The following is a 21,546-nucleotide window of genomic DNA, read 5'->3' as shown; positions in this document are numbered from 1 at the left end:
GGAAAGGTTCCACGGGACCGGCCAGAATGTGCGATCGACGCGTTCCACCCGGCAGCGCAACGGCACCTCCGGCCGCCCCTTCGAACAGATCCGAACAGACCCGAACGGTGGTGATCGACCGATCCACTGCGAAAGCTGTGAAGCTTTCCGGGTCGTCGTCTCTGTTCGTCGTCATCTGCCGTCGTGTCTGCTGTGAAATGCGGGTGGATCGTTGCGAAGTCACGAACGATGGTTGGCCGTCGCCGGGCTGCTGCGGTACGCCGGTCCGGCCGCCGTACTCGCCGCGCTGCTCAACCTGGCGATCGGCCTGCTGCCGTTGGGCTTTCTCGTCGGGATGAGCGCCATGCTGGACCGGCTCGCCTCGGCCGGGGACGAGTACCCGTTGCTGGCGGCAGCCTTCGGTTGTTTCCTCGTCCAACAGGTGCTGGCGCCGTTCCAACCGGCGCTTGGTGAGGTGATCGCCCGCCGCGTCGACGGGCGCTGCATCGAGCGGCTGCTCGCCGGGTCGTTCCGGTCGGCACCGATCCACGCCCTGGAAGAGCCGTCGATGCTCGACAGGCTGGCGGACATCCGTGCGGCATTCGACGGCGCCCTGCCCACGCCGGGCCGGGCGGTGGCCGGCGCGCTGGCGTTGCTGGCCCGCTACAGCCAGCTCGTCGGTGCGGTCGCGCTCGTCGCCGTCGTCCTCGGCGGCCCGGCGGCGACGGCGGTCGCGGTGAGCGCCCTGGTCGTCCGCTTCGGGCAACGCGGCTCGCTGGGCCGGTTCGCAGCACTGTGGGACAGCCTGGCCGGCGCCCGGCGCCGGGTGCTCTACCTGCGCCGCCTCGCGGCCGGGCCGGAGGCGGCGAAGGAGATCCGGGTGCTGGGCCTGCGCGGGTGGCTCGGTGAGCGGCACCGGGAGGCCAGCGAGGACTACCTGCGTCCACTGTGGGCGGGACGTCGGCGGCTGCTGGCCACACCGTTCCTCGGCTACGCGGCCGTCGGCCTGGCGGGGGCGACCTACGCCCTCGTCGAGCTGGCGCAGGCCGGTGCCGGGGGCGCGCTCACCGTGCTCCAACTCGCCATCGCGGCGCAGGCGGTGCTCATCCCGATCAGGTTCGGTGTCTTCTTCCCGGAGTCGGACGTGCAGACCCAGTTCGGGGTCCAGGCGTACCGTGCACTCACCGATCTCGAGGCACGGGTGCGGCAGGCGACAGAGCCGGCGGCCGAAGCCGACACTGCCGCCGGGACCGGTGAGCCGGCCCGATCCCGCCCGGTCGCCCGCGCCGTGGCAACCGCTCCCCGACGCGAGATCCGGTTTCAGGGCGTCCATTTCGGCTATCCCGGCGGTCGTCCGGTCTTCTCCGGACTCGACCTCACCCTGCCGGCCGGTCGCTCCACCGCCGTGGTCGGGCTCAACGGCGCCGGCAAGACGACGCTGGTCAAGCTCCTGGCCGGCTTCTACCGCCCGGACCGGGGCACGGTCAGCATCGACGGTCGGGATCTGCGGGAGCTGGACGGCGACAGCTGGCACAGCCAGCTCGCGGTCATCTTCCAGAACTTCATCCGGTACGAGTTCAGCGCGGTGGAGAACATCGGACTCGGCGCACCCGGGTGCCTCGACGACCTCGCGGCGGTACGCGACGCGGCACGCCAGGTGGGTGTACTGGACGCCCTCGACAGACTGCCGGGGGGCCTGGCGACTCCGCTCGATCCGCGCCAGGACGGCGGTCAGGACCTCTCCGGCGGCCAGTGGCAGCGGGTCGCCCTGGCACGGGCGCTGTTCGCCGTCCGGGCCGGCGCCTCGATGCTGGTACTCGACGAGCCGACCGCGCACCTCGACGTGCGGGCCGAAGCCGACTTCTTCGACCGCTTCCTGGAGACCACCGCCGGGCTCACCAGCCTGGTGATCTCACACCGCTTCTCGACGGTACGCCGGGCCGACCACATCGCCGTCCTGGCCGAGGGACGGGTCGTGGAGTACGGCGACCACGACAGCCTCGTCGCGGCCGGCGGCCGGTACGCGGAGATGTTCGCCATGCAGGCGCGGCGATTCGTCGACCTCGCTCCCGGCGGTGGCGGCCGCTCCGCAGGCGCGCGCCGATCCACGGCTGCCGCCGGCCGGGGCAGGGCGGAGGGGGACTCGTGATCGGGCCGCTGCACGCGATCCGCTATCTGCTCGCCCTCGCCGTCCGCACCGATCCGGCCCGGCTGACCGTGGCGGGCATCCTGATGCTGCTGGGTTATCTGGCCACACCCTTCATCGGCGTGCTGCTCAAGGAGCTGACGGACGCGGCGATCGCCGGAGCCACCCGTCCGGCGCTCTGGCTCGCCGTCGGACTCGCCGCGCTGCTGGTCTGTGAGCTGATGATGGGCCACTTCGCCCACCTCTACCACCACGAGCTGGGCGAGCGGCAGGATGCGGCGCTCGACCGGGAACTGCTCGACATCACCCATGGTGGCCCCGGGCTGCGGCACTTCGACGATCCCCGGTTCGCCGACGCGCTCACCCTGGTACGCCAGGACGTCAACCAGACGAGGCCGGCGCTGGAAGCCGTACTCCAGTTGCTCGGCATCGCGGTGCAGTTGGTCGTGACGACGGCTGTTCTCGCGTTCGTGGATCCCTGGCTCGCCCTGCTGCCGGTGGCGGCGGTACCGCCGGTGCTGCTGTCCCGGTACGCCCAGGACCTGGTCGACCGGGCCCGCAGCGGCCAGGCCCGGCGGATCCGGACCACCGTCCACCTGATGGATCTGGCGGCCTCCCCGGACGCTGTGAAGGAGATCCGGCTCACCGGAGCGGCCGGGTTCCTGCTGGCCCGGCAGGACGCGGACTGGTCGGCGACGACCTCGGTGCTCGCCCGCGCACACCATGCGGCGGCCGGGCTGCGCGCCCTCGGCCAGGTGATCTTCGGATGCGCCTACGGTGGCACCCTGCTGCTGGTCGTGCAGCGGGCCGGGCGCGGAGATGCCAGCATCGGTGACGTCGTGCTGCTGGTCACCCTGGCGATACAGATCTCCACGCAGGTGGCCGGGGCACTGGGGCTACTGGGAACGTTGCAGGCCGCCGGCCACACGGTGCGACGCCTGGACCTGTTGCGCCGTCGCGCGGCAGCCTCGACCGGGTCCGTGGTATCCCATCCGGTCGTGGGTCGACCGGTCGCCCGCGACACGACCGCGCCGGGACCGGTGCCGCCCGGTGAGGTTCTGCCCGACCGTCTGGTTCAGGGGATCCGGCTGCTCGGTGTCACCGTGCGCTACACCGAGGACGCCCGGCCGGCCCTGCGCGACGTCACCCTCACCATCCCGGCCGGTGCGACCGTCGCCGTCGTCGGCGAGAACGGCGCGGGCAAGTCCACCCTGGTGAAGCTGCTCTGCGGGTTCTACCAGCCGAGTGCGGGCCGAGTGCTCGTCGACGACGTCGAGCTGACCGGCGCCGCCGCCGAGCAGTGGCGGTCGCGGATGTCGACCCTGTTTCAGGACTTCGCCCGACTCCAGTTGACCCTGCGGGAGAACGTCGGTGTCGGCCATCTTCCGTCGATCGGCGACGACACCGCCATCGGCGCCGCCATCGGCGCCGCTGACGGCGGGGCGATCGTCCGGCAGGTGCCCGGCGGTCTGGACGGACTGCTCGGCCGGGACTACGGCGACGGGACGGAGCTGTCCGGCGGACAGTGGCAGCGGCTCGGGCTCTCCCGGGCGTTCATGCGGCCACGCCCCTTGCTGGTGGCACTCGACGAACCGGCGGCAGCCCTGGACGCGCCAGCCGAGCACGCCCTGTTCCAGAAGTTCCGCAGCGCGGCGCACCAGGCCCGCAAGGAGGCTGGGGCGGTGACGCTGTTCGTGTCGCACCGGCTCTCGACGGTACGCGAGGCGGACCTGATCGTCGTGCTGGACCGCGGAGGGGTGGTCGAACTCGGCGACCACGGGCAGCTCATGGCGCTCGGCGGACTCTACGCCGAGCTGTTCCGCCTACAGGCCCGGGTCTACGGCTGAGCGGGGCGGCACCGACCATCACCACCGGCACCGGCTCGGCGCGAGCCCGCCCGGCTGGTCACCGGGCCAGTGACCCGCAGCGGCTGGTCACTGGCGGGTGCGTACCGCCCGTACGCCGGTCACCGGGCCGAGGTCGTCGGCGGGCAGCTGGGCGGTGGCCGCACGTACCAGCAGACGCTCCATTCCGGACAGTGCGTTCCGCATGTCTGGCAGCGGAACGAACGTGGTGTCGGCGAGCAACTGGATCGTGGTCGCCGAGCCCTGTGCGCCGGTCGTGACGAAGTATGTCGCGTCCACCCGTGGCCAGCCCCCGGCCTCGACGATCGTGGTCTGCCCGGTGAGCGCGGTGAGCTGCCTCCCGGTCAGCTCCGGAGCGGTCGTCGGGCGGTGTTCGGCCGGCCGGACGTCGTTGAAGTAGGCGCTGATGTCGATCTCCGCCCCCCGCTCCCGGGCCAGCTCCGCGCGTAGCCGGCGGATCGCCTGCGGCTCGTAGTATCCGGACTGGTACGCCCGGAGCATCGCGCCGAGTGTCGCGCTGACCGCCTCGTCGAAGCTCCGGCCGCTCAGATCGACCCGGAGCAGCCCGTCCTGGGCGAACGTCCCGACAAGGTCGCGCCGCTTGGCGTCGAACCGGTTGTGCACGATGAGCTGCATGGCGAGATCGGTGTGCCCGGTCACCTGGCCGAGCACGCAGGCCGCCGCCGCGCACAGCACCGTCGAGTTCGTGACCCGCCGACGCGCGGCGATCGCGTCTGCGGCCAGGGTCACGGCCTGCGACGTCATCGTCAGGGCCTGGAACCTCGGCTGCGCGGCGGGGTAACTGGGATAGTCGAACAGCGTGGTCGGGGCGTCGGAGAGCGCGGTTCGCCAGTATTGCAGCGCGCGGCCGTGACGTTGCAGCAGCGGCTCCGTCGCCTCCTCCGCCGCGATCTCCAGCGGACACACCGGCTCCTCGACGATGTCGTCCGCCGGGCCGCCGCCGAGCAGCCGCTCAAGTTCGGCGACCAGCAGCAGCGCTCCCGCACCGTCCACCGCGTGATGGCTGAGCACCAGCAGCAGCACCGAGGGGCCGCCGGGAGCCGTCACCAGATGTGCCCGCACCGGCCAGTCGCGCTCCGGCCGGAACGCGACCGACCGGCGCTGGTCGTGCAGGTCCTGCACCGTGGGGGCGACCTTGTCGGCGGACACCTCGTGCAGGTCGAAACAGATCGCACCCGCGCCGTCCACGACCTGGCGCAGCTCGCCGTCCATCTCGACGAATCGGGTACGCAGCGCGGCGTGGCGTACCAGCACCGTCCGCAGCGCCGCCACGACGGCCTCGACATCGGTCCCGGCCGGTACCGCCACCCGGTAGCCCATGTTGAAGTAGCCGATGTCGTCGCCCACCCACTCCACCGACCGCAGGATCGCCCGTTGCCCCCAGGTCAACGGGGCAGCGCCGGTGGCGGCCCCGGACACGGAGATCATTCGAGTGTGTGTCATCGCAGCACTGCCTTTCGGGCTGGGTGAGGGTGCCCCGCCGAACGGGCGGCGGGGCACCCGATCGGGGCCGGGCATCGGCTCGGCCCCATCCGGATCAGGTCCAGCTGACCCCGCGGTTTGCCTTGCGACTCATCGGAGACTCCCTTCCCTCGGCGACCCTGGTGGGCCTCGGAACCCTGCGACGCCCCGATCGGCTGGTGTCCGCAGTCCCGTGCGGTGCCCGGAGACCCGGTCCGTCCTTGGCTGCGGCTGGAGGACCGGGACCGACCGCAGGAGATGCCGTTCCCGGACCGACCGGATCTCCAAGGTGTATCGACTACCGACTCCGGTCGGAAGGGTCCGGCGCGTTCGCGAGTGTTCGGACTTGTTCACCGTCAACTCTCCGCAGCACATCGCTGGCTGACCGTGATCGGCGCCGCAGCACGCCGGCCGGCCGCGGCGGAACCGTCGTCGTCGGCCACCACAGCAGCACCGCGACGACCGCCGCGGTACCGAGCAGCCCGGTGGCGCCGATTACCGTGGTGGCCCGCCAGACCTCCGCGACCGCACCGGCGACGAGCATCCCGAGCCCCTGGAGTCCGGCGAGGCCGGTGATCGCGACCCCGAACGCACGGCCACGGTACGCGGCCGGAACCGCCCGGCCGAACATCGCGTTGAGCGGGACGGCGAACGCGGTACCGATCCCGGAGAGCACGAGCAGACCCATCAGCACCGGCGGTGGCGGGGCGGTGCCGACGGCGACCAGCACCACGACGGAGAAGACGGCGAGCGACGGAACCAGCCGTGCGCGTACGTCGGGCGGACAGAACCGGGTGACGGCGATCCCGCCGACCGCCATACCGAGCGGGCCGCAGGCCAGCAGCAGCCCCACCATGGCCGGCCCGCCGCCGTACTGGGCGGCGAGCGGAGAGGCGAGCCCTTCGGCCGCGCAGGCGAAGGCGCTGGCGACCCAGAGCAACAGCAGGTACGCCCGCAGTGCCCGGTCGGTCAGCACCACCCGGACAGCCGCGAACCGCTCGTCCGCCGCCCGGGAACGTGGTGCCGGTGCCGGCGACGGGGAGACGCCGCGCAGCACGAGTACGGCCGAGAGCACGAACGTGCCCGCGTCCACCAGCAGGGCGCCCGGTGGGGACAGCAGCGTGACGAGTACGCCGCCGACGGCGAACCCGCCGACCTGGGCGACCTGCGCGGCGATGTTGTCCAGACCGTTGGCGACCGGATAGCGGTCACCGTCGAGCAGTTCCGGCATCAGCGCCGCCCGGGCTGCGACGAACGGCGGGCGCAGCAGGTTCACGGCGAAGGCCAGCGCCACCACCACGGCGGGTGGCAGCACCGGCAGTGCCAGCAGCGGCACGACCGCCGCCCGGCCGAGATCGCACACCACCATGACGCGGCGGCGTGGAAACCTGTCGGCCAGCCCGGAGAGCACCGGCCCGCCGACCAGCCAGGCGAGGTAGGAGCTGGCGAAGGCGGCAGCCGCCAAGACCGCCGACCCGGTCGTCGAGTAGATGACGAACGCCACGGCGACAGCCGTCAGCTGATCCCCGACGAGTGACAGCACGTACGCGCCGAACAGGTAGCGGTACTCGCGCACGGCTAGCACCTGCCGGTACGTCGCGGCCTGACCCAAGGTGCGCTCCTCCCCCGAACCGGCCTGGACCAACGCGGGTACTCCACCACGACCGGTATCGAAACGCACGACCATGACCTGCACGGATGTGTTCAGGACAGTCCCGAACAAGGCCGAACGCCCACTCCTCTGGCGCCCCGGGGTCGAGCGGGTTTTCATGTCGAGGTCACCGACGCGCTGAAGGACCGCGTCTCCCGGCGGCATCCGACTCTTCCGGAGGTGTCCTTGACCACCGTCGTGTCCCGTGACCAGCTGGGTATGCCGTCGCCGTACGTGCCACCCGACGGCGAGCTGGAGCAGCGGCTGGCACAGCTGTGGGGTGCCAGGCTCAACGTCTGGCCGATCAGCCGCCACGATGACTTCTTCCAGCTCGGTGGGGACTCCCTGCTCGCCGCCGAACTGCAACTCGACATCGACCAAGCGCTCGGGGTCGAGGCGGACGTGGCCACCCTGTTCATCGCGCCCACCGTCGCCGAGCTGGCCGACGCCGTACGGGAACTCCTGCCGCCGGTCCCGGCGCAGCTGCCGGCACCGATCTCCGCCCTCGGTGGCTCACCGGTCGCGTCCACCGTCGGCGCGGCGCTGCCGGCCTCCCCGCTGGTCGACGAGTGAGCGTTTCCCCGGGCGATGGCTCCGCCCTGGCCCACTGCACGCGTCCCGACCCGGCGGAGCTGTCCCGGATCGACCTGGCCGACCCGGCGTTGCTGGCCAGCGACAAGCGTTACGAGGTGTGGGACCGACTCCGCCGGCACCGGCCGGTGCACTGGCAACCCGTGGCCGACGCCGGCACGGCGGACGGCTTCTGGTCGGTCACCAGGTACGCCGACGTGAACCGGGTACTCGCCGATCACACCCACTTCACCTCCGAACGCGGCACCCTGCTCAACCTGCTGGGTCGCCGCGATCCGGCCGCCGGGCAACAGATGGCGGCCACCGATCCGCCCAGGCACAGCCGGATGCGGCTGCCGGTGCAGCGGGCCATGAATCTCTCGTCCGCCCGCAGCTACGTGCCGCAGGTGCGGGCCGGGGTCCGTGCGCTCATCGCCGACCACGCCGGGGACGAGTCGTTCGACGCCGCGACGATGCTCGCCGGGCTGCCGCTCGCGGTGGTGGGGCCGCTGCTCGGGGTGCCCGCCGCGGACTGGCCCAGGCTGACCCGGCTGGCCGGCATGTGCACCGCCGAGGACGACCCGACCTACCAGCTTCCCGAGGGAGCCGAGGCGACGTTACGACGTGGCCACCGTGAACTCTTCGCCTACTTCTCCGACCTCGCCCGTCAGCGGGCTCGGCAGGGCGGTGACGACCTGGTGAGCCTGTTGCTCAGGATGGAGGTCGACGGTCGGCGGTTGGGACGTGGAGCCGTGGTGGCCAACTGTTACAGCCTGCTGCTGGGCGCCAGCGTCACCCTCCCGCACGTACCCACGGCGGCGCTGGCGCACCTTGCCGGCACCGGCCGGTACGCCGCCTGGGCAGGCCGTCCCGACCTGCTCACCAGCGGCGTTGAGGAGGCACTGCGCTGGGCGTCCCCGGCCAGTCACTTCATGCGGGTGGCCCGCCAGCCGGTCGAGCTGTCCGGGGTGACCGTCGGCACCGGTGAGGCCGTCGTCGCCTGGTTGGGATCGGCGAACCGCGATCCGGCGGTCTTCGCCCGGCCGGACCGGTTCGACGTGCGGCGCGCGCCCAACCGGCACCTCGCGTTCGGTACCGGTCCGCACTACTGTCTCGGCTCCCACCTGGCCCGGCTAGCGCTGCGGCTGTGCTTCAGCGAACTGTTCGACACCTTCGAGTCACTGACCCCCGACGGCGAGCCCGTACGCGTGCGGTCCACCTTCCTCAGCGGTTACCAACGACTTCCCCTGCTCGGACGGCCTCGTCGGAGGGACGAACGATGAGCGTTACCGAAGTGTCCGGGTCACCCCTGACCTATGCCCAGGAACTCCTCGACGAGTTGGAGCGCTGGAGCCCGGGGCGGATACGCGGGCCTCGATCGGTGCTGGTCGCGGCACACCGGGTCATCGGCCCGGTGGACATCGCGATACTGCGCACCGCGCTCGACGATGTCGTTGCCCGGCACGGCGCGCTGCGGACGGTCGTCGTCGACGACGGCGCCCGGCGGTACCAGCAGGTGCGGGCGCCGGAGCCGAGCACGCTGACGGTGACCGATCTCGACCCCGACGACCCACCGCAGCGATTCGTGGCGTCGGTCGCCCGGATGGAGCATCCGATCAACACGGTGCCACGACTCCGGGCCTACCTGGGACGGTATCCGGTGCACGGCGGGGTGCTGGTGCTCGTCGCCCACCGGATCGCGGTCGACGAGTGGTCGTTGCCGGTGCTCGCCCGCGATCTGGTCGCGGCCTACACCCACCGGATGCGCGGGCTCGACCCGTTGGACACCACGGTCATGCAGTACGTCGACATCGCCGACGACGATCACTCCGCACAGTGGCAGGCGCGGATCGCCCGGCTGGTCCCCTACTGGCGGGACCGTCTGCGTGGGGTCGCCGAGCTGGGCCTGCCGGTGTCACCGGTGAACCGGCGGCCGGCGGAAACCCCCGGCCAGTCGTCCACAAAGGAGACGGCCACGGTGTCGTTCGCCATCGACCACGACCTCTGGGGGCGCGTCGCGGACGCTGCCCGGCGTCGGCGAACCACGCCGTTCACCCTGCTGCTCACCGCGTTCGTCGCCGAGTTCTTTCCGGAGACCGACGGTGAGGCGATCGTGCCGGTGCTCACCGCCGGACGTACCCCGGCGGAGCGGGACACCGTGGGATGCCTGTTCAACATGCTCGCGATTCGTCTGGACCTCTCCGAGCGCCCGGATGGGCAGGAGTTGCTGCGCCGGGTCGACGCCACCTGCCGGGAGGCGTACGTCAACGACATCCCGCTGATGCCGGTGCTGCGGCAGACGCCGGAACTCGCCACCGCGCTTCGCGGCCGGGACCGGGTGCTGCCGTTCTTCCAGTACGTGCCGCCGCCACCGCTGCGTCCGCTGGTGGACGAGCCTGCCATCGGGCTGGCGCCGCTGGACGCCGTCCCGTTGGCGATGCCGCTGATCCCGACAGCGCTGCTGTGGCGCCTCGTCGGGGCGGGCCCGGTCACCGGCCACGTCGGCTACGATCCCCTGCTGTTCGACGGTGACTGGGTGGCGGAGCGGGTCGACGGCTACCTGCGCCAGGTCGACCGGCTGGCGGACAACCGGTGAGTGGTTGGGAGCCGCAACTGGTCGGTACGACGGTGACGCCCCCGCCACACATCCTCGATCTGCTCGAGCCGTGGTTCGACGCCGACCTCCCGGCGGTGAGCGACCAGGAGGCGACGTGGACGTACCGCGAGTTGGCCGAGCGCTCCGCCGCCCTCGCCAGGGCACTGCACGAGCATGGGATGCGGGCCGGGGACTGCGTGGTCATCCACGCGCTGATGTCCCGCTGGGCGGTGGTCGGCATGCTCGGCGCGCTACGGGCGGGTCTGCGCTACGTCGCCGTCGACGCGGCCTTCCCGGTGACCCGGCAGCGGCTGATCGCGGCGGCCGCCGGAGCCCGGTTGGCGGTGGTCGAGCCGGGGCTTCCGCTCGGGCTGGAAGGGCTACCCCGGCTGGAGGTGGAGCAGGTCACGCAACCGGCGGCGGCCTCGCTCCCCGGGTCCGGGACAACGGTACGGGCGCCCGGAGCCGCGCCGCCGGCGCTGCGCGCGGAGGCTGCCTACACCTGTTTCACGAGCGGCTCCACAGGGGTTCCCAAGGGGGTGAGCGTGTCGGCGGCGGCGTTGGCCTATTCCACGGCCGCTCGGTTGGTCTACTACCAGGAGCCCGTCCGGGCGTACCTGCTCTGTTCGTCGATCTCCTTCGACAGCTCGGTCGCGGGGATCTACTGGACACTCGCCGCTGGCGGGCATCTGGTCATCCCGGCCAGCCGTCCCGCCGACCTGGTCGCCGTCCGCCGCGCGGCCCGGCGCTGGCCCCCGTCCCACCTGCTCATGGTGCCCGGCCTGTACCGGGCGGCCCTGCGCGGAGGACTCGCCGCAGAGCTGGAATCGCTGTCGACGGCGATCGTCGCCGGCGAGTCCTGCCCGCCCGCGCTGGTGGGAGAGCATCTGGCGGCGCTGCCCCGGACCCGGCTCTACAACGAGTACGGACCGACCGAGTGCACGGTCTGGTGCACCGTGCACGCCTGCGGTCCGGCCGATGCCAACCGGCCCTCCGTGCCGATCGGTGTCCCGATACCGGGAGCCCGGCTGTACGTGCGGGACTCCGCCGGCGGCCCCACCCGCCCCGGGCAGGTCGGTGAGTTGTACGTCGGTGGGCCGGGGGTGGCCCGGCCCAGCGCACCGGAGCCGGATCCGGACGACTCCCCGTTCCGCCGGATCGGCGACGAGTGGCTCTACCGCACCGGGGACCTCGTCGCCGTCGACCCCGACGGGTTGCTCACCTTCCACGGTCGCGTCGACGACCAACTCAAGCTCGGCGGCGTACGGGTGGAGCGGGTGGAGATCGAGCAGGTGCTGGCTGAGGCGGCCAGGGTCCCGGTGGCGGTGGGCGTGGCGACGGCGGGCGTACACCCCCGGGTGGTGGGGTTTCTGGTGACGGACGCGATCCCGAACGCCTCCCGGATCCGGGCGTCGATGCTCACCCGACTGCCGGCCGCGGCGCTGCCGGCCCGGTTCGAGGCCGTCTCGACCCTGCCCATGCTGCCGAACGGCAAGGTGGACCATGGCGAGTTGGACCGGCGCGCCGCCTCGGTGCTCGCGATCTGAAAGCGATCATCGAAGGAGCGGGGGGTGGGCCGTCGAGCAGGATGCCCGGCATGGTGAGTGGATCGCCGGAGCACCACGACCGAGCTACACCGGCGTTTCCCGCTCCGGCCCCGCATCGAGGCGGCGCCCGGTGAGCAACAGCGTCAGCAGGGTCAGCGCGGCCAGGACGGCGGCGGCCAGGAAGACCCCGCTCGGCGAGGTGGCCGCCTCGACCGGTCCGAACAGCAGTGGCGTGCCGAACTGGCTGGCGAAGGTGGCCGTACCGAGCAGCGCCATCGCCTCACCACGTCGCCCGGCCGGGGCGTGTTCGGCGGTCAGCACGGTCAGGGCCGGCACCGCCAGTCCCATGCCGAAGCCGAAGACGGCGGATCCGGCCAGCAGTGGGAACTGTGCCGGGCTGACCGCGAGGATCACCAGCGCCACCGTCCAGGCGCCGAAGGCGAGCAGCAGCAGCCCCGACGAGCCGAGTCGGGCCCGGACCGGGGCGAACCGGAGTCCGGTCAGGCTCATCACCAGGGATAGCAGCGCGCCGAAGACCGCGACCCGGAAGCTGTCCCGCAGACCGATCTCGGCGAGGCGGGGCGGCAGGAACACAAGTACGACGTAGAGCAGCGCGGTGGTGACCGCCTGGAGCGCGTAGCTGCCGAGCAGTCGCGGGCGCCCCCGCAGCAGCGGCTCGGGGCGGGCTCCCGCCCCACCGGTCGGCGCCGGCCGGGTCACGCCGGCGTTCCCGGCGGACGGTTCCGGGGTGGGTCGCAGCGGCCGACGGGCGTCTGATGTGGACAGCAGTCGCAGGGACAGCAGGCCGAGCGGTACGCCGACCAGGTAGACGCCGAACGGCGCGTGCCAGGAGATCGTGCCCAGGGCACCGCCGAGCAGCGGCCAGAGCACCCCGCCGAGACTGATCGCACTGGTGCGCCAGCCCATCACCCGGTCCCGGGCCGCCGATCCCGCCGCCAGGTCGAGCAGGCCGAGGGTGGTGCCGGTGAAGACGGCGGCGGCGCCGATCCCGAAGACCAGGCGGCTGACGATCAGCCACACGTAGTCGTCGAGCAGCAGGCCCGCACCCCCGGCCACCCCGTAGACGACGAGTCCGGCGGCGAGCGGTCCGGGCACGCCCCACCGGTCGACCGCCCGGCCGACCAGGGGGCCGACCAGGGCCAGCGAGAGCCCGTGCGCGGTCAACACCAGTCCGGCCGCGCCCGCACTGATCCCGAGGTCCGAGCGGAGCAGTTCGACCACCGGCGCCAGCACCGCACCGGCCAGCACGGTGAGGGTGGAGGCGAGCAGGAGTACCCAGAGTGGACCCTTCGGCGGGCTCGACGTCGTACCGTCGACGGGCGCTGGGGCAGCGCGACCCGGACGGCCGGCGGCCGTCGTGGCGCGGTCGCCGATGGCGCGGTCGCTGGGGGCTCGGTCCGGGGTGGCGCGGTCCGGGGTGGCGGTCATCTGCACAGCATCGGATCTCGAGTTTGGTTGAGGTCAACCCGGCCGAATGACTACCGGACGACCATCCCGGCGCGACTCTCCGCAACGCTAGATAGACATGTGACAATGTCTGACGCCGCCACCGCACCGTCATTCAGGAGGTACGCCATGCCGCGACCGATCCGCCGATCGGCGGTCGTACTCGCCACCGCCCTGCTCACCCTCACCGCCCTGGCCGGTCCCGCCCGGGCCGGTACCGGCACCGACCTCGCCCCGCAACCGTTCGCCGCCGACAGTGGCGACAGTTGCCGGTACGGCCTCGCCGAGGGAACCCTGGAGTTCTTTCCGTTCTCCGCACCTCCCGGGCTCGGCTCGGTGACCGTCGCCGGCACCATCGCCGACCGCCCCTACGAGCGCGATCCCGGCCCGGTCTGCCGGGACGACGGCCTCTTCAGCTTCGTCACCTTCTACGCCTACGGCAACGGCCGCCCCGTCGCCGAGAGCACGACGAGGGTGGACAACGACATCAGGAAGTACGACTTCCGGCTCGGTCCCCGGGAACCCGGCACCGGCGTCGACACCCTCGTCGTCCAGGTCTGCCGGGCCGCGACGACGAACGGCCCGACACCTGTGCCGACACCGGCGAGCTACTGCGGAACGCCCCAGGTCTACTCGTTGCACTGGAGCTGACCCGGCCGGGCCCGCCCGGGGCGCCGTACCGCCAGCCGGACGGCGCCCCAGAAGCGCCCCGCCGCCCTCGTCCCGGTCACCGGACGGGGCGCAACTCCTGACCGATCGCGCGGGTCGGTTTCGGCGGAAACTCCGGTAGGTTCTCGCCATGACCGTGCTGCAAGATCTTGTTGCCGCCCTCGCCACCGGCCGGGTCGAGGTCGTGGACCTCACCGCCCCGCTCTCGGCGCAGACGCCGATCCTCAACCTCCCCGAGCCGTTCGGCCAGACCGTCCCGTTCGCGCTGAGCGAGATCAGCCGCTACGACGAGCGCGGCCCGGCCTGGTACTGGAACAACTTCACCACCGGGGAGCACACCGGCACGCACTTCGACGCGCCGGTGCACTGGGTCAGCGGCCAGCACGGCGACGACGTCTCCCAGGTACCGCCGGCCCGGCTGATCGCCCCGGCGGTGGTGCTCGACCACACCGCCGAGGCCGCCGCCGACCCCGACTTCCTGCTGGAGGTGGAGCACGTCCGGGCCTGGGAGGCGGAGCACGGCCCGCTGCCGGCCGGCGGCTGGCTGCTCTACCGGACCGGTTGGGACGCGTACGGCGACGACGCGGCGCGGTACGCCAACGCCGGCCGTACCCCGGGCATCTCCCCCGCCTGCGCGAAATGGCTCGCCGAGGAGTCCCCGGTGCAGGGTGTCGGGGTCGAGACGGTCGGCACCGACGCCGGAGCCGCACACTCGTTCGACCCGCCGTTCCCCTGCCACTCGTTCCTGCTCGGCGCGGACAAGTACGGTCTCACCCAGCTGCGCAACCTGGAGCGGCTCCCGCCGACCGGCGCGGTGGTGCTCGCCGGCCCGCTGCCGATCGTGGGCGGCTCGGGCAGCCCGTGCCGGGTACTCGCCCTGGTCGAGCGGTAGCGGACGGCAGCGGGAGCGGATGCTGGCGACGGGACGGGTGGACGGCATGCGGGTCGCCGAGGTGGTCGGGCGGGTGCTCGCCGCGCACGGGGTGCGGCACGTCTTCGGGGTGATCGGCAGCGGCAACTTCCACGTCACCAACGCGCTGGTGGCCGGCGGGGCCCGGTTCGTGGCCGCGGCGCACGAGGGTGGCGCGGCGAGCATGGCGGACGGCTACGCGCGTACCTCGGGCGAGGTCGGAGTGCTCTCGGTGCACCAGGGGCCGGGGGTCACCAACGCGCTGACCGGGATCGTCGAGGCGGCCAAGAGCCGGACCCCGATGCTGGTACTCGCTCCCGAGGCGACCGAGCCGAGGTCCAACTTCTTCATCGACCTGCCGCACACCGCCAGCGCGCTCGACATCCGCTACCAACGGGTACGCCCGGAGCACGTCGAGGTGGACGTCAGCCACGCCTACCGGTTGGCGGCCTCGGGCACGACGGTGCTGCTGGGGTTGCCGCTGGACGTGCAGGCCCGGGAGGTGGCGCCGTGGACCGGCCCGGTCGAGCGGGGGAACGCCCCCGCCCACTGGGTACCCGACGTCGAGCCGCTGGTCGACGCGTTGACCGCCGCCCGGCGGCCGGTCTTCGTGGCCGGCCGGGGTGCCCGGGGCGCCCGGGAACCGCTGGTCCGGCTGGCCGACGAGTGCGCCGCGCTGCTGGCGGTCTCGGCCGCCGCCAAGGGACTCTTCGCCGGCGACCCCTGGTATCTGGACGTCTCCGGCGGCTTCGCCACCCCGCTCGCCGCCGAACTCATCGCCGAGGCCGACCTGGTGGTCGCCTGGGGCAGCACGCTGAACATGTGGACGACCCGGCACGGCCGGCTGATCTCCCCGTCGGCCACCGTGGTCCAGGTCGACGAGTTGCCGATCGGCGCCGACCTGCACCCCCGGATCGACCGGCACGTCAGCGGAGACGTGGCCCGGGTCGCCCGCTACACACTGCGCTGGCTGGAGAACGAGCCTGGTGTCGGCCGGCCGGTCGGCACCCAGCGCACAGCGCAGTTGCGTCGGCGGATCGCCGCCGAGGGGCGCTGGCGGGACGTGCCCTATTCGGACGAGAGCGTCGACGGTCGGATCGACCCCCGCACCTTGACGATCGCCCTGGACGACCTGCTGCCGGCCGAGCGGACCGTGGTGGTCGACTCCGGCAACTTCATGGGCTACCCGTCGATGTTCCTCTCCGTACCGGACGTGGTCGGGTTCTGCTTCACCCAGGCGTTCCAGTCCGTCGGGTTGGGGCTGTCCAGTGCGCTCGGTGCCGCCGTCGCCCGACCGGACCGGCTCACCGTGGCGGCGCTCGGCGACGGCGGGTTCACGATGTCGGCGGTCGAACTCCTCACCGCGACCCGGCTCGGCCTGCCCCTGCTGGTGGTGGTCTACGACGACGCGGCGTACGGCGCCGAGGTGCACCACTTCGGCCCGGACGGTCACCCGCTGGACCTGGTCCGGTTCCCCGACACCGACCTCGCCTCGATCGCCCGGGGGTACGGCTGCGCCGCGGCGACGGTACGCGGGATCGACGACCTCGCCCCGGTACGGGACTGGCTGGCCGGCCCGCGCGACCGGCCGCTGGTGCTCGACGCGAAGATCACCAGCGAGCGCGGCGCGTGGTGGCTGGAGGAGGCCTTCCGGGGCCACTGATCCGGGTGAACGGCTGGGCACCCGCCCTCCCCAGGTCCCGCCGGCAGGTCAGTCGCCCCGGTCCCGTCGGTAGGTCAGTCGCCCGGGTCCGGGATGGTGGCGGTGCCGTCGAGATAGCGGCGGTAGGTGCCGCGCAGGCGTACCCGGTCGCCGTCGACCACGCAGTGCACGGTGCCGCCCCGGGCGGAGAGCTGCCGGGCGGTCAACGTCGACCGGCCGAGCCGTTGTGCCCAGTACGGCGCGATCTGGCTGTGCGCGGAACCGGTCACCGGGTCCTCGAAGGCACCCGCCCCGGCCCCGAACCACCGGCTGACGAAGTCGACGCCCTCGGTGTCGCCGGGGGCGGTGACGACCGCGCCGCGTACCGGCAGCCGGGCCAGGGTGGTGAAGTCCGCGGTGACCGCCCGGACCTCGGCGGCACTGCGGACCACGTAGACCAGGTCGGTGTCCCGGAACCGGTGCTCGGGCTCGATGCCGAGCGCGGCCGCGGCGGTGGCGCACTCTTCATCGTCGTCCGAGACGGCGCGCAGCCGTCCGGCCGGGAAGTCCAGCTCCAGTTCGTCCTCCCGGTCGGCCCGCCGCGCCGGGAGCCAGCCGCTGCGGGTCCAGAAGAGCAGGCGTGACGCGTCCGGATGCACGTCGTCGAAGAGTTGCCCGGCGGTGGCCAGGGTGGCGTGCCCGCAGAGGTCCACCTCGACCGCCGGGGTGAACCAGCGCAGGTGGTAGCTCGGGTCGTCACCGGGCGGCGGGTCGGCGTCTGCGGGCAGTTGGGCGGTGTAGAAGGCGGTCTCGGAGAGGTTGTTCTCCTCGGCGAGAGCTTGCAGGACGGAGTCCGGCAGCCAGCCGGGCAGGGGCATCACGGCCGCCGGGTTCCCCTGGAAGACCCGGTCGGCGAAGGCGTCGAGCTGGATCAGGCGGAGCCGCATCGCCAATGTCTACCAGTACCGGATTGATCCGTCGGCTCCGGCTGTCGGCCGGACTCCCGCCGCCGGCCGGTAAGGTCGTCCGGACCGGTTCCGGGGATCCGTTAGACTTGAGTTATATAAGCGGACGCTGAAAGGGTGGCGGCGTGCACGCGTTCGACGTACTCGGCGATCCCGTCCGACGGCGGATCCTGGAACTGCTCGCCGACGGCGAGCGCTCGGCGGGCGAGGTGAGCGCGGTGGTCCAGGAGGAGTTCGGGATCTCCCAGCCGGGCGTCTCGCAACACCTGCGGGTACTCCGGGAGAACGGATTCACCACCGTACGCGCCGCCGGCACCCGGCGACTCTACGCGGTGGACCCCAGCCCGCTCCAGGAGATCGACAGGTGGCTGGAACGCTACCGGGGCTTCTGGACCCAGCGGCTGGACTCCCTCGACACCGAGATCACCCGGGGCAGGCGGGAACGCCGCCGGACGGAGGAGCCACCCGAGGAGGGCTGACGCGGCCCCGCCGATGTCGGTCTCAGCCGAGGCCCATCCCAGACCAGGCTCGTCTCAGCCGAGGTCGCTCTCAGACCAGGTCGGTCTCAGACCAGGTTCGCCTCGCGCAGCAGTCGCCACAGTCCGGCACCGTCCGGCGCGCAGAACCACCGCTCCCCGAGCAGGCCCGCCGCCGGGGTACCGCCGTCGGCGCCACCGGCCGGGGCCGGAAACCCACCGGCCAGCACCGCCTGGGTCGGGGAGAGCCTGCGGATCAGCACCCCCGCCACGTTGTCCGGGTGCTCGGCGGCGAACTCGGCGTAGATTTCCTGGTCGTGCTGGCCGTCGTCGCCGATCAGCAACCACCGGATCTCCGGGAACTCCCGGACCAGCCGGGCCAGGGCGGCCCGCTTGTGCTCCCGGCCGCTGCGGAACCAGCGGTCAGCCGTCGGGCCCCAGTTGGTCAGCAGCAACGGACCGGCCGGATAGAGGTGCCGGGAGAGGAACCGGGTCAGCGTCGGCGCCACGTTCCAGGCACCTGTGGAGAGGTAGAGCACCGGGGCGCCCGGATGCGCGTTGACGAGGCGCTCGTAGAGCACCGCCATCCCGGGTACGGCCATCCGGGCGTGCTCGTCGAGCACGAAGGTGTTCCAGGCGGCCAGCAGCGGCCGGGGCAGCGCGGTCACCATCACCGTGTCGTCGATGTCGGAGAGGACCCCGATCCGCAGCTCCGGGTCGACGATCCGGACCGGCGCGTCGACCGGCTCGGCACCGGCACTGGTCAGGCGTACGCTCTGCCAGCCGGGCGCCAGGTCGGCCTCGACGACAAGGTCGATGAAGCCGCTCCGGTCGGAACAGGCCTCGTGTCGGCGGCCACCGGCCTCGATCACCACCGGCGCGTTCTGCACCGGCAGGGTGGCGAAGCTACGCCACCCGCGCACCTTCTCCGGCCGGCGCTGAGGGCGACCGCGTAACCGGGTCAGCAGCACCCGGCCGAGCACCCGGATCCAGCCCGGGGCGCCGTAGCCGGCGTACGGGATGATCGTGACATCCCATCCGCCCTGTCCCAGGCGACGCTCGATGAACTGGTGCACCGCGTCCTCGATCCGGGCCGCACGGTGCAGCCGGGACACGGGCGCCGGACCGGCGGGTATCAGCGACACCTAGCCACCCTGCCACAGCACACCCGGTCCGGCTACGAGACAGATCAACTATGCCACCGGGAAGCTTCCGGTCCGGCTCCCCGGGCCGTACCCCCGGACCGGGTGGAAGTGCCCTGACCTGCGCGGATCCCGAACGCCGGCCCGGGGCGCCGTGCGAAACTTCGAGGCGGGACGGAGACGGGGGCGCGGGGGTGTCGGTGGCGGTGCCGCGCGCGGCGCGGCCGGGGCGAGCACTCGACCGGCCGGGCGCGGTGGCGCTCGGTCTCGGCCTGCTCGGCCTGGGCTACCGGCTGGCGCTGGTCCTGCTCACCGTGCCCGGCTCCAACAGCGACGAGGCCACCTTCGGGCTCGCCGCGCTGCACATCGCCGACGGCCGCGAACTGCCGGTCTTCCTCTACGGCCAGCACTACATGGGTACCGTGCAGAGCTATCTCGCCGCCCCGCTCTTCCTGCTCTTCGGTGCCGGCTGGATTCCGCTGCGGATACCCCTGCTGTTCCTGTACGCCGCCTTCGTCTACCTGTCGTACCGGCTCACCCGGCGGCTCTACTCCCCCTGGCTGGCCACCTTCACCGTCGGGGTACTCGCGCTCGGCGGTGAGCGGGTGATCCGGGACCAGATCACCGCCGTCGGCGGGCGGCCGGAGGTCAAGCCCGCCGTGCTGGGGCTGCTGCTGATCGCACTCGCCCTGGCCCGGCAACCGGACCGGGGGCGGTTGCCGACCCTCGGCCTCTTCGGGCTCTTCGGCCTGGTCACCGGGCTCTGCGTCTGGGACGACTGGCTGGTCCTGCCCTACCTGGTGGTCGCGTTCGGCGTCCTGCTGGTCGGCTCCTGGCGGAAGCTGCTCGGGCCGGCCGGTGCCGTACTGGTCGCCGGGTTCCTGCTCGGGGTCGCGCCACTGGTGGTGGACAACCTCACCGCACCGGCCGGGCAGGACTCGATCTCCGTACTGCGACAGGTCAGCGAGGGCGAGGCGGAGGCGACCCCGGGTACCGCCCGGCTGCACGGCGCGCTGCTGGTCGGCATCCCGCTCGCCACCGGGATCTGCCGGCCGGAGGGCTGTGACGCCGTCGAGATGTCCTGGGGTGTGCTCTACCTGGCGCTGCTGCTCGCCGCCGGGGCGCTTGCGGTGGTCGGACTCGTCCGGGCCGGCGGCGGGCTCCGGGAAGCCCGCACCGGGTACGCCGCCCAGCTCGCCCTGGTGCTCGGCGCCGCGCTCACCGTGGCGGCGTACGCCCGCAGCTCGCTCGCCGGCAGTGCACCGCTGGCCAGCGCCCGGTACCTGTCGATCCTGCAGATATCCCTGCCCGCCGTACTCTGGCCGCTCTGGCTCGTCGCCCGTCAGGCGGGGCGGCACACCGCCGGGCGGCTGACCCGGCTGGCCGGGATCGTCGGGACCGCAGTGCTCGCCCTGCTGGTGGTGCTGCTGCTCGGCACCACCGGACACCTGCTCGGGGAGATCGGCACCATCCGGGCCGAGGAGCGGCAGCAGCGACAACTCGCCAGCACCCTTGAGCGGGCCGGGGTGAGCGCGGTGTACGCCGAGTACTGGACCTGCAACCGGCTGGTGTTCGTCACCCGGGAACGGGTCGCCTGTGCGGTGCTCGGCGAGAACCTGCGGCCGGGGCAGGACCGCTATCCGGCGTACCCGAGGCGGGTCCGCGCCGCCGACCGGCCGGGCTTCGTCTTCGAGGCCGGCGCGCCCGCGGACGCCGCGTTCCAGGCTCACCTGCGCGACTCCGGCGTCCCGGCCCGGGTCACCCGGGTCGGGCGGCACACCGTCTACCTGCCGGAGTCGACGCTGCGTCCCCCGGGCTGACCGACGGGAGGAATCCCGTATCCTGCGAAGCCGTGACTCAAGCGATGAACGAGCCTCCCGCCCTCCCCGACACGGTCTTCGTGCACCCATCGGCCGAGGTCGACGAGGGCGCGCGGATCGGCGACGGGACCAAGGTCTGGCATCTCGCCCACGTCCGCTCCACCGCCCAGGTGGGTGCGAACTGCGTGATCGGCCGGAACGTCTACGTGGACGCGAACGTCGTGGTCGGCGACCTGGTGAAGATCCAGAACAACGTCTCCGTCTACCAGGGCGTGACGATCGAGGACGAGGTCTTCGTCGGCCCCTGCGCGGTGTTCACCAACGACCTCCGGCCGCGGGCGCAGAACCCGGACTGGCAGATCACCCCGACCCTGGTCCGCAGGGGCGCCTCGATCGGCGCGAACGCCACGATCATCTGCGGAGTCGAGATCGGCGAGAACGCGATGATCGCCGCCGGCTCGGTGGTGACCAGGGACGTCAAGCCGCACCAGTTGGTCGCCGGCAACCCGGCCCGCCCGCTCGGCTGGGTCGACGCCAAGGGCCAGGTCGTCTCCCGGGACCGGGAGAACCCGCCGCCGGATCTGTAGTCGGTCCGCCGGACGGGACACGGTCCGCCGGA

The 21,546-nt window shown here is 72.6% G+C and carries 17 protein-coding genes; 12 read left to right on the top strand and 5 right to left on the bottom strand.

Annotated features, from left to right (window positions below; genetic code table 11):
* The first annotated feature begins 211 nt into the window (after positions 1 to 211).
* Complete coding sequence (locus CLT71_RS00505) at positions 212 to 2,128, top strand: ABC transporter ATP-binding protein (RefSeq protein WP_101365341.1); 1,917 nt, start codon at positions 212 to 214, stop codon at positions 2,126 to 2,128.
* On the top strand, positions 2,125 to 3,972 hold the full coding sequence (locus tag CLT71_RS00500; protein WP_101365340.1) for an ABC transporter ATP-binding protein: 1,848 nt from the start codon (positions 2,125 to 2,127) through the stop codon (positions 3,970 to 3,972). Before CLT71_RS00505 ends, CLT71_RS00500 begins: the two co-directional genes overlap by 4 nt.
* Positions 3,973 to 4,059: 87 nt before the next feature.
* Here the strand turns inward: CLT71_RS00500 and CLT71_RS00495 are convergent, their stop codons facing one another.
* Together CLT71_RS00495 and CLT71_RS00490 are read right to left on the bottom strand one after the other, a co-directional pair.
* Positions 4,060 to 5,439, bottom strand: coding sequence for a condensation domain-containing protein (locus CLT71_RS00495; protein WP_158242135.1), 1,380 nt, complete (start codon positions 5,437 to 5,439; stop codon positions 4,060 to 4,062).
* 331 nt (positions 5,440 to 5,770) lie between these two features.
* On the bottom strand, positions 5,771 to 7,084 hold the full coding sequence (locus tag CLT71_RS00490) for an MFS transporter (RefSeq protein ID WP_158242134.1): 1,314 nt from the start codon (positions 7,082 to 7,084) through the stop codon (positions 5,771 to 5,773).
* Between the two features lie 219 nt (positions 7,085 to 7,303).
* Here CLT71_RS00490 and CLT71_RS00485 point away from each other — a divergent pair, with 219 nt between their 5' ends.
* The 4 genes from CLT71_RS00485 to CLT71_RS00470 are packed head-to-tail and all read left to right on the top strand — an operon-like array spanning position 7,304 to position 11,836.
* Complete coding sequence (locus CLT71_RS00485; protein ID WP_101365337.1) at positions 7,304 to 7,696, top strand: phosphopantetheine-binding protein; 393 nt, start codon at positions 7,304 to 7,306, stop codon at positions 7,694 to 7,696.
* Positions 7,693 to 8,976, top strand: coding sequence for a cytochrome P450 (locus tag CLT71_RS00480; RefSeq protein ID WP_199187453.1), 1,284 nt, complete (start codon positions 7,693 to 7,695; stop codon positions 8,974 to 8,976). The genes CLT71_RS00485 and CLT71_RS00480 overlap by 4 nt, the downstream gene beginning before the upstream one ends.
* Complete coding sequence (locus CLT71_RS00475; RefSeq protein ID WP_101365336.1) at positions 8,973 to 10,289, top strand: condensation domain-containing protein; 1,317 nt, start codon at positions 8,973 to 8,975, stop codon at positions 10,287 to 10,289. The genes CLT71_RS00480 and CLT71_RS00475 overlap by 4 nt, the downstream gene beginning before the upstream one ends.
* Positions 10,286 to 11,836 carry an AMP-binding protein gene (locus tag CLT71_RS00470; protein WP_158242133.1) on the top strand — a complete coding sequence of 517 codons (1,551 nt, stop codon included), beginning with the start codon at positions 10,286 to 10,288 and terminating at the stop codon, positions 11,834 to 11,836. The genes CLT71_RS00475 and CLT71_RS00470 overlap by 4 nt, the downstream gene beginning before the upstream one ends.
* 84 nt (positions 11,837 to 11,920) lie before the next feature.
* Here CLT71_RS00470 and CLT71_RS00465 read toward each other — a convergent pair whose 3' ends face one another.
* The gene (locus CLT71_RS00465) at positions 11,921 to 13,285 is read right to left on the bottom strand and encodes an MFS transporter (protein WP_101365334.1); all 1,365 of its coding nucleotides are present in this window, start codon (positions 13,283 to 13,285) and stop codon (positions 11,921 to 11,923) included.
* Between the two features lie 147 nt (positions 13,286 to 13,432).
* Between CLT71_RS00465 and CLT71_RS00460 the strand changes: the two genes are divergently transcribed.
* From CLT71_RS00460 to CLT71_RS00450, 3 genes are all read left to right on the top strand, one after another.
* A complete protein-coding gene (locus CLT71_RS00460; protein ID WP_101365333.1) occupies positions 13,433 to 13,954 on the top strand; it encodes a hypothetical protein in 522 nt (173 codons plus the stop codon).
* 148 nt (positions 13,955 to 14,102) lie between these two features.
* Complete coding sequence (locus CLT71_RS00455) at positions 14,103 to 14,864, top strand: cyclase family protein (RefSeq protein WP_101365332.1); 762 nt, start codon at positions 14,103 to 14,105, stop codon at positions 14,862 to 14,864.
* Between the two features lie 19 nt (positions 14,865 to 14,883).
* A complete protein-coding gene (locus CLT71_RS00450; RefSeq protein ID WP_486482956.1) occupies positions 14,884 to 16,545 on the top strand; it encodes a thiamine pyrophosphate-binding protein in 1,662 nt (553 codons plus the stop codon).
* Between the two features lie 74 nt (positions 16,546 to 16,619).
* On the opposite strand, the gene CLT71_RS00445 is transcribed toward CLT71_RS00450, so the two are convergent.
* Positions 16,620 to 17,471 carry a PhzF family phenazine biosynthesis protein gene (locus CLT71_RS00445; protein ID WP_101365331.1) on the bottom strand — a complete coding sequence of 284 codons (852 nt, stop codon included), beginning with the start codon at positions 17,469 to 17,471 and terminating at the stop codon, positions 16,620 to 16,622.
* A 143-nt stretch (positions 17,472 to 17,614) separates the two neighbouring features.
* On the opposite strand from CLT71_RS00445, the gene CLT71_RS00440 reads away from it, so the two are divergent.
* Positions 17,615 to 17,968 carry a metalloregulator ArsR/SmtB family transcription factor gene (locus CLT71_RS00440; protein WP_101365330.1) on the top strand — a complete coding sequence of 118 codons (354 nt, stop codon included), beginning with the start codon at positions 17,615 to 17,617 and terminating at the stop codon, positions 17,966 to 17,968.
* A gap of 86 nt (positions 17,969 to 18,054) precedes the next feature.
* On the opposite strand, the gene CLT71_RS00435 is transcribed toward CLT71_RS00440, so the two are convergent.
* On the bottom strand, positions 18,055 to 19,110 hold the full coding sequence (locus CLT71_RS00435) for a phosphatase domain-containing protein (protein ID WP_101365329.1): 1,056 nt from the start codon (positions 19,108 to 19,110) through the stop codon (positions 18,055 to 18,057).
* Between the two features lie 191 nt (positions 19,111 to 19,301).
* Between CLT71_RS00435 and CLT71_RS00425 the strand changes: the two genes are divergently transcribed.
* Entirely contained in the window at positions 19,302 to 20,927 is a 1,626-nt protein-coding gene (locus CLT71_RS00425; protein ID WP_101365328.1) for a hypothetical protein, read from the top strand.
* 44 nt (positions 20,928 to 20,971) lie between these two features.
* Positions 20,972 to 21,514, top strand: a complete 543-nt coding sequence (locus tag CLT71_RS00420; protein WP_101365327.1) for an acyltransferase — start codon at positions 20,972 to 20,974, stop codon at positions 21,512 to 21,514.
* The last annotated feature ends 32 nt before the right edge of the window (positions 21,515 to 21,546 follow it).

Source organism: Plantactinospora sp. CNZ320 (assembly GCF_002846275.1).
Note: the sequence above shows the minus strand (reverse complement) of the source record. Positions and strands in the feature narration are given on the sequence as shown.

Bases quoted from the DNA above. Each gene is read 5' to 3' on its own strand.
- CLT71_RS00420 (WP_101365327.1), top strand. From the start codon at position 20,972: ATGAACGAGCCTCCCGCCCTCCCCGACACGGTCTTCGTGCACCCATCG.
- CLT71_RS00450 (WP_486482956.1), top strand. From the start codon at position 14,884: ATGCTGGCGACGGGACGGGTGGACGGCATGCGGGTCGCCGAGGTGGTC.
- CLT71_RS00445 (WP_101365331.1), bottom strand. From the start codon at position 17,471: ATGCGGCTCCGCCTGATCCAGCTCGACGCCTTCGCCGACCGGGTCTTC.
- CLT71_RS00460 (WP_101365333.1), top strand. From the start codon at position 13,433: ATGCCGCGACCGATCCGCCGATCGGCGGTCGTACTCGCCACCGCCCTG.
- CLT71_RS00455 (WP_101365332.1), top strand. From the start codon at position 14,103: ATGACCGTGCTGCAAGATCTTGTTGCCGCCCTCGCCACCGGCCGGGTC.
- CLT71_RS00465 (WP_101365334.1), bottom strand. From the start codon at position 13,285: ATGACCGCCACCCCGGACCGCGCCACCCCGGACCGAGCCCCCAGCGAC.
- CLT71_RS00495 (WP_158242135.1), bottom strand. From the start codon at position 5,439: ATGATCTCCGTGTCCGGGGCCGCCACCGGCGCTGCCCCGTTGACCTGG.
- CLT71_RS00475 (WP_101365336.1), top strand. From the start codon at position 8,973: ATGAGCGTTACCGAAGTGTCCGGGTCACCCCTGACCTATGCCCAGGAA.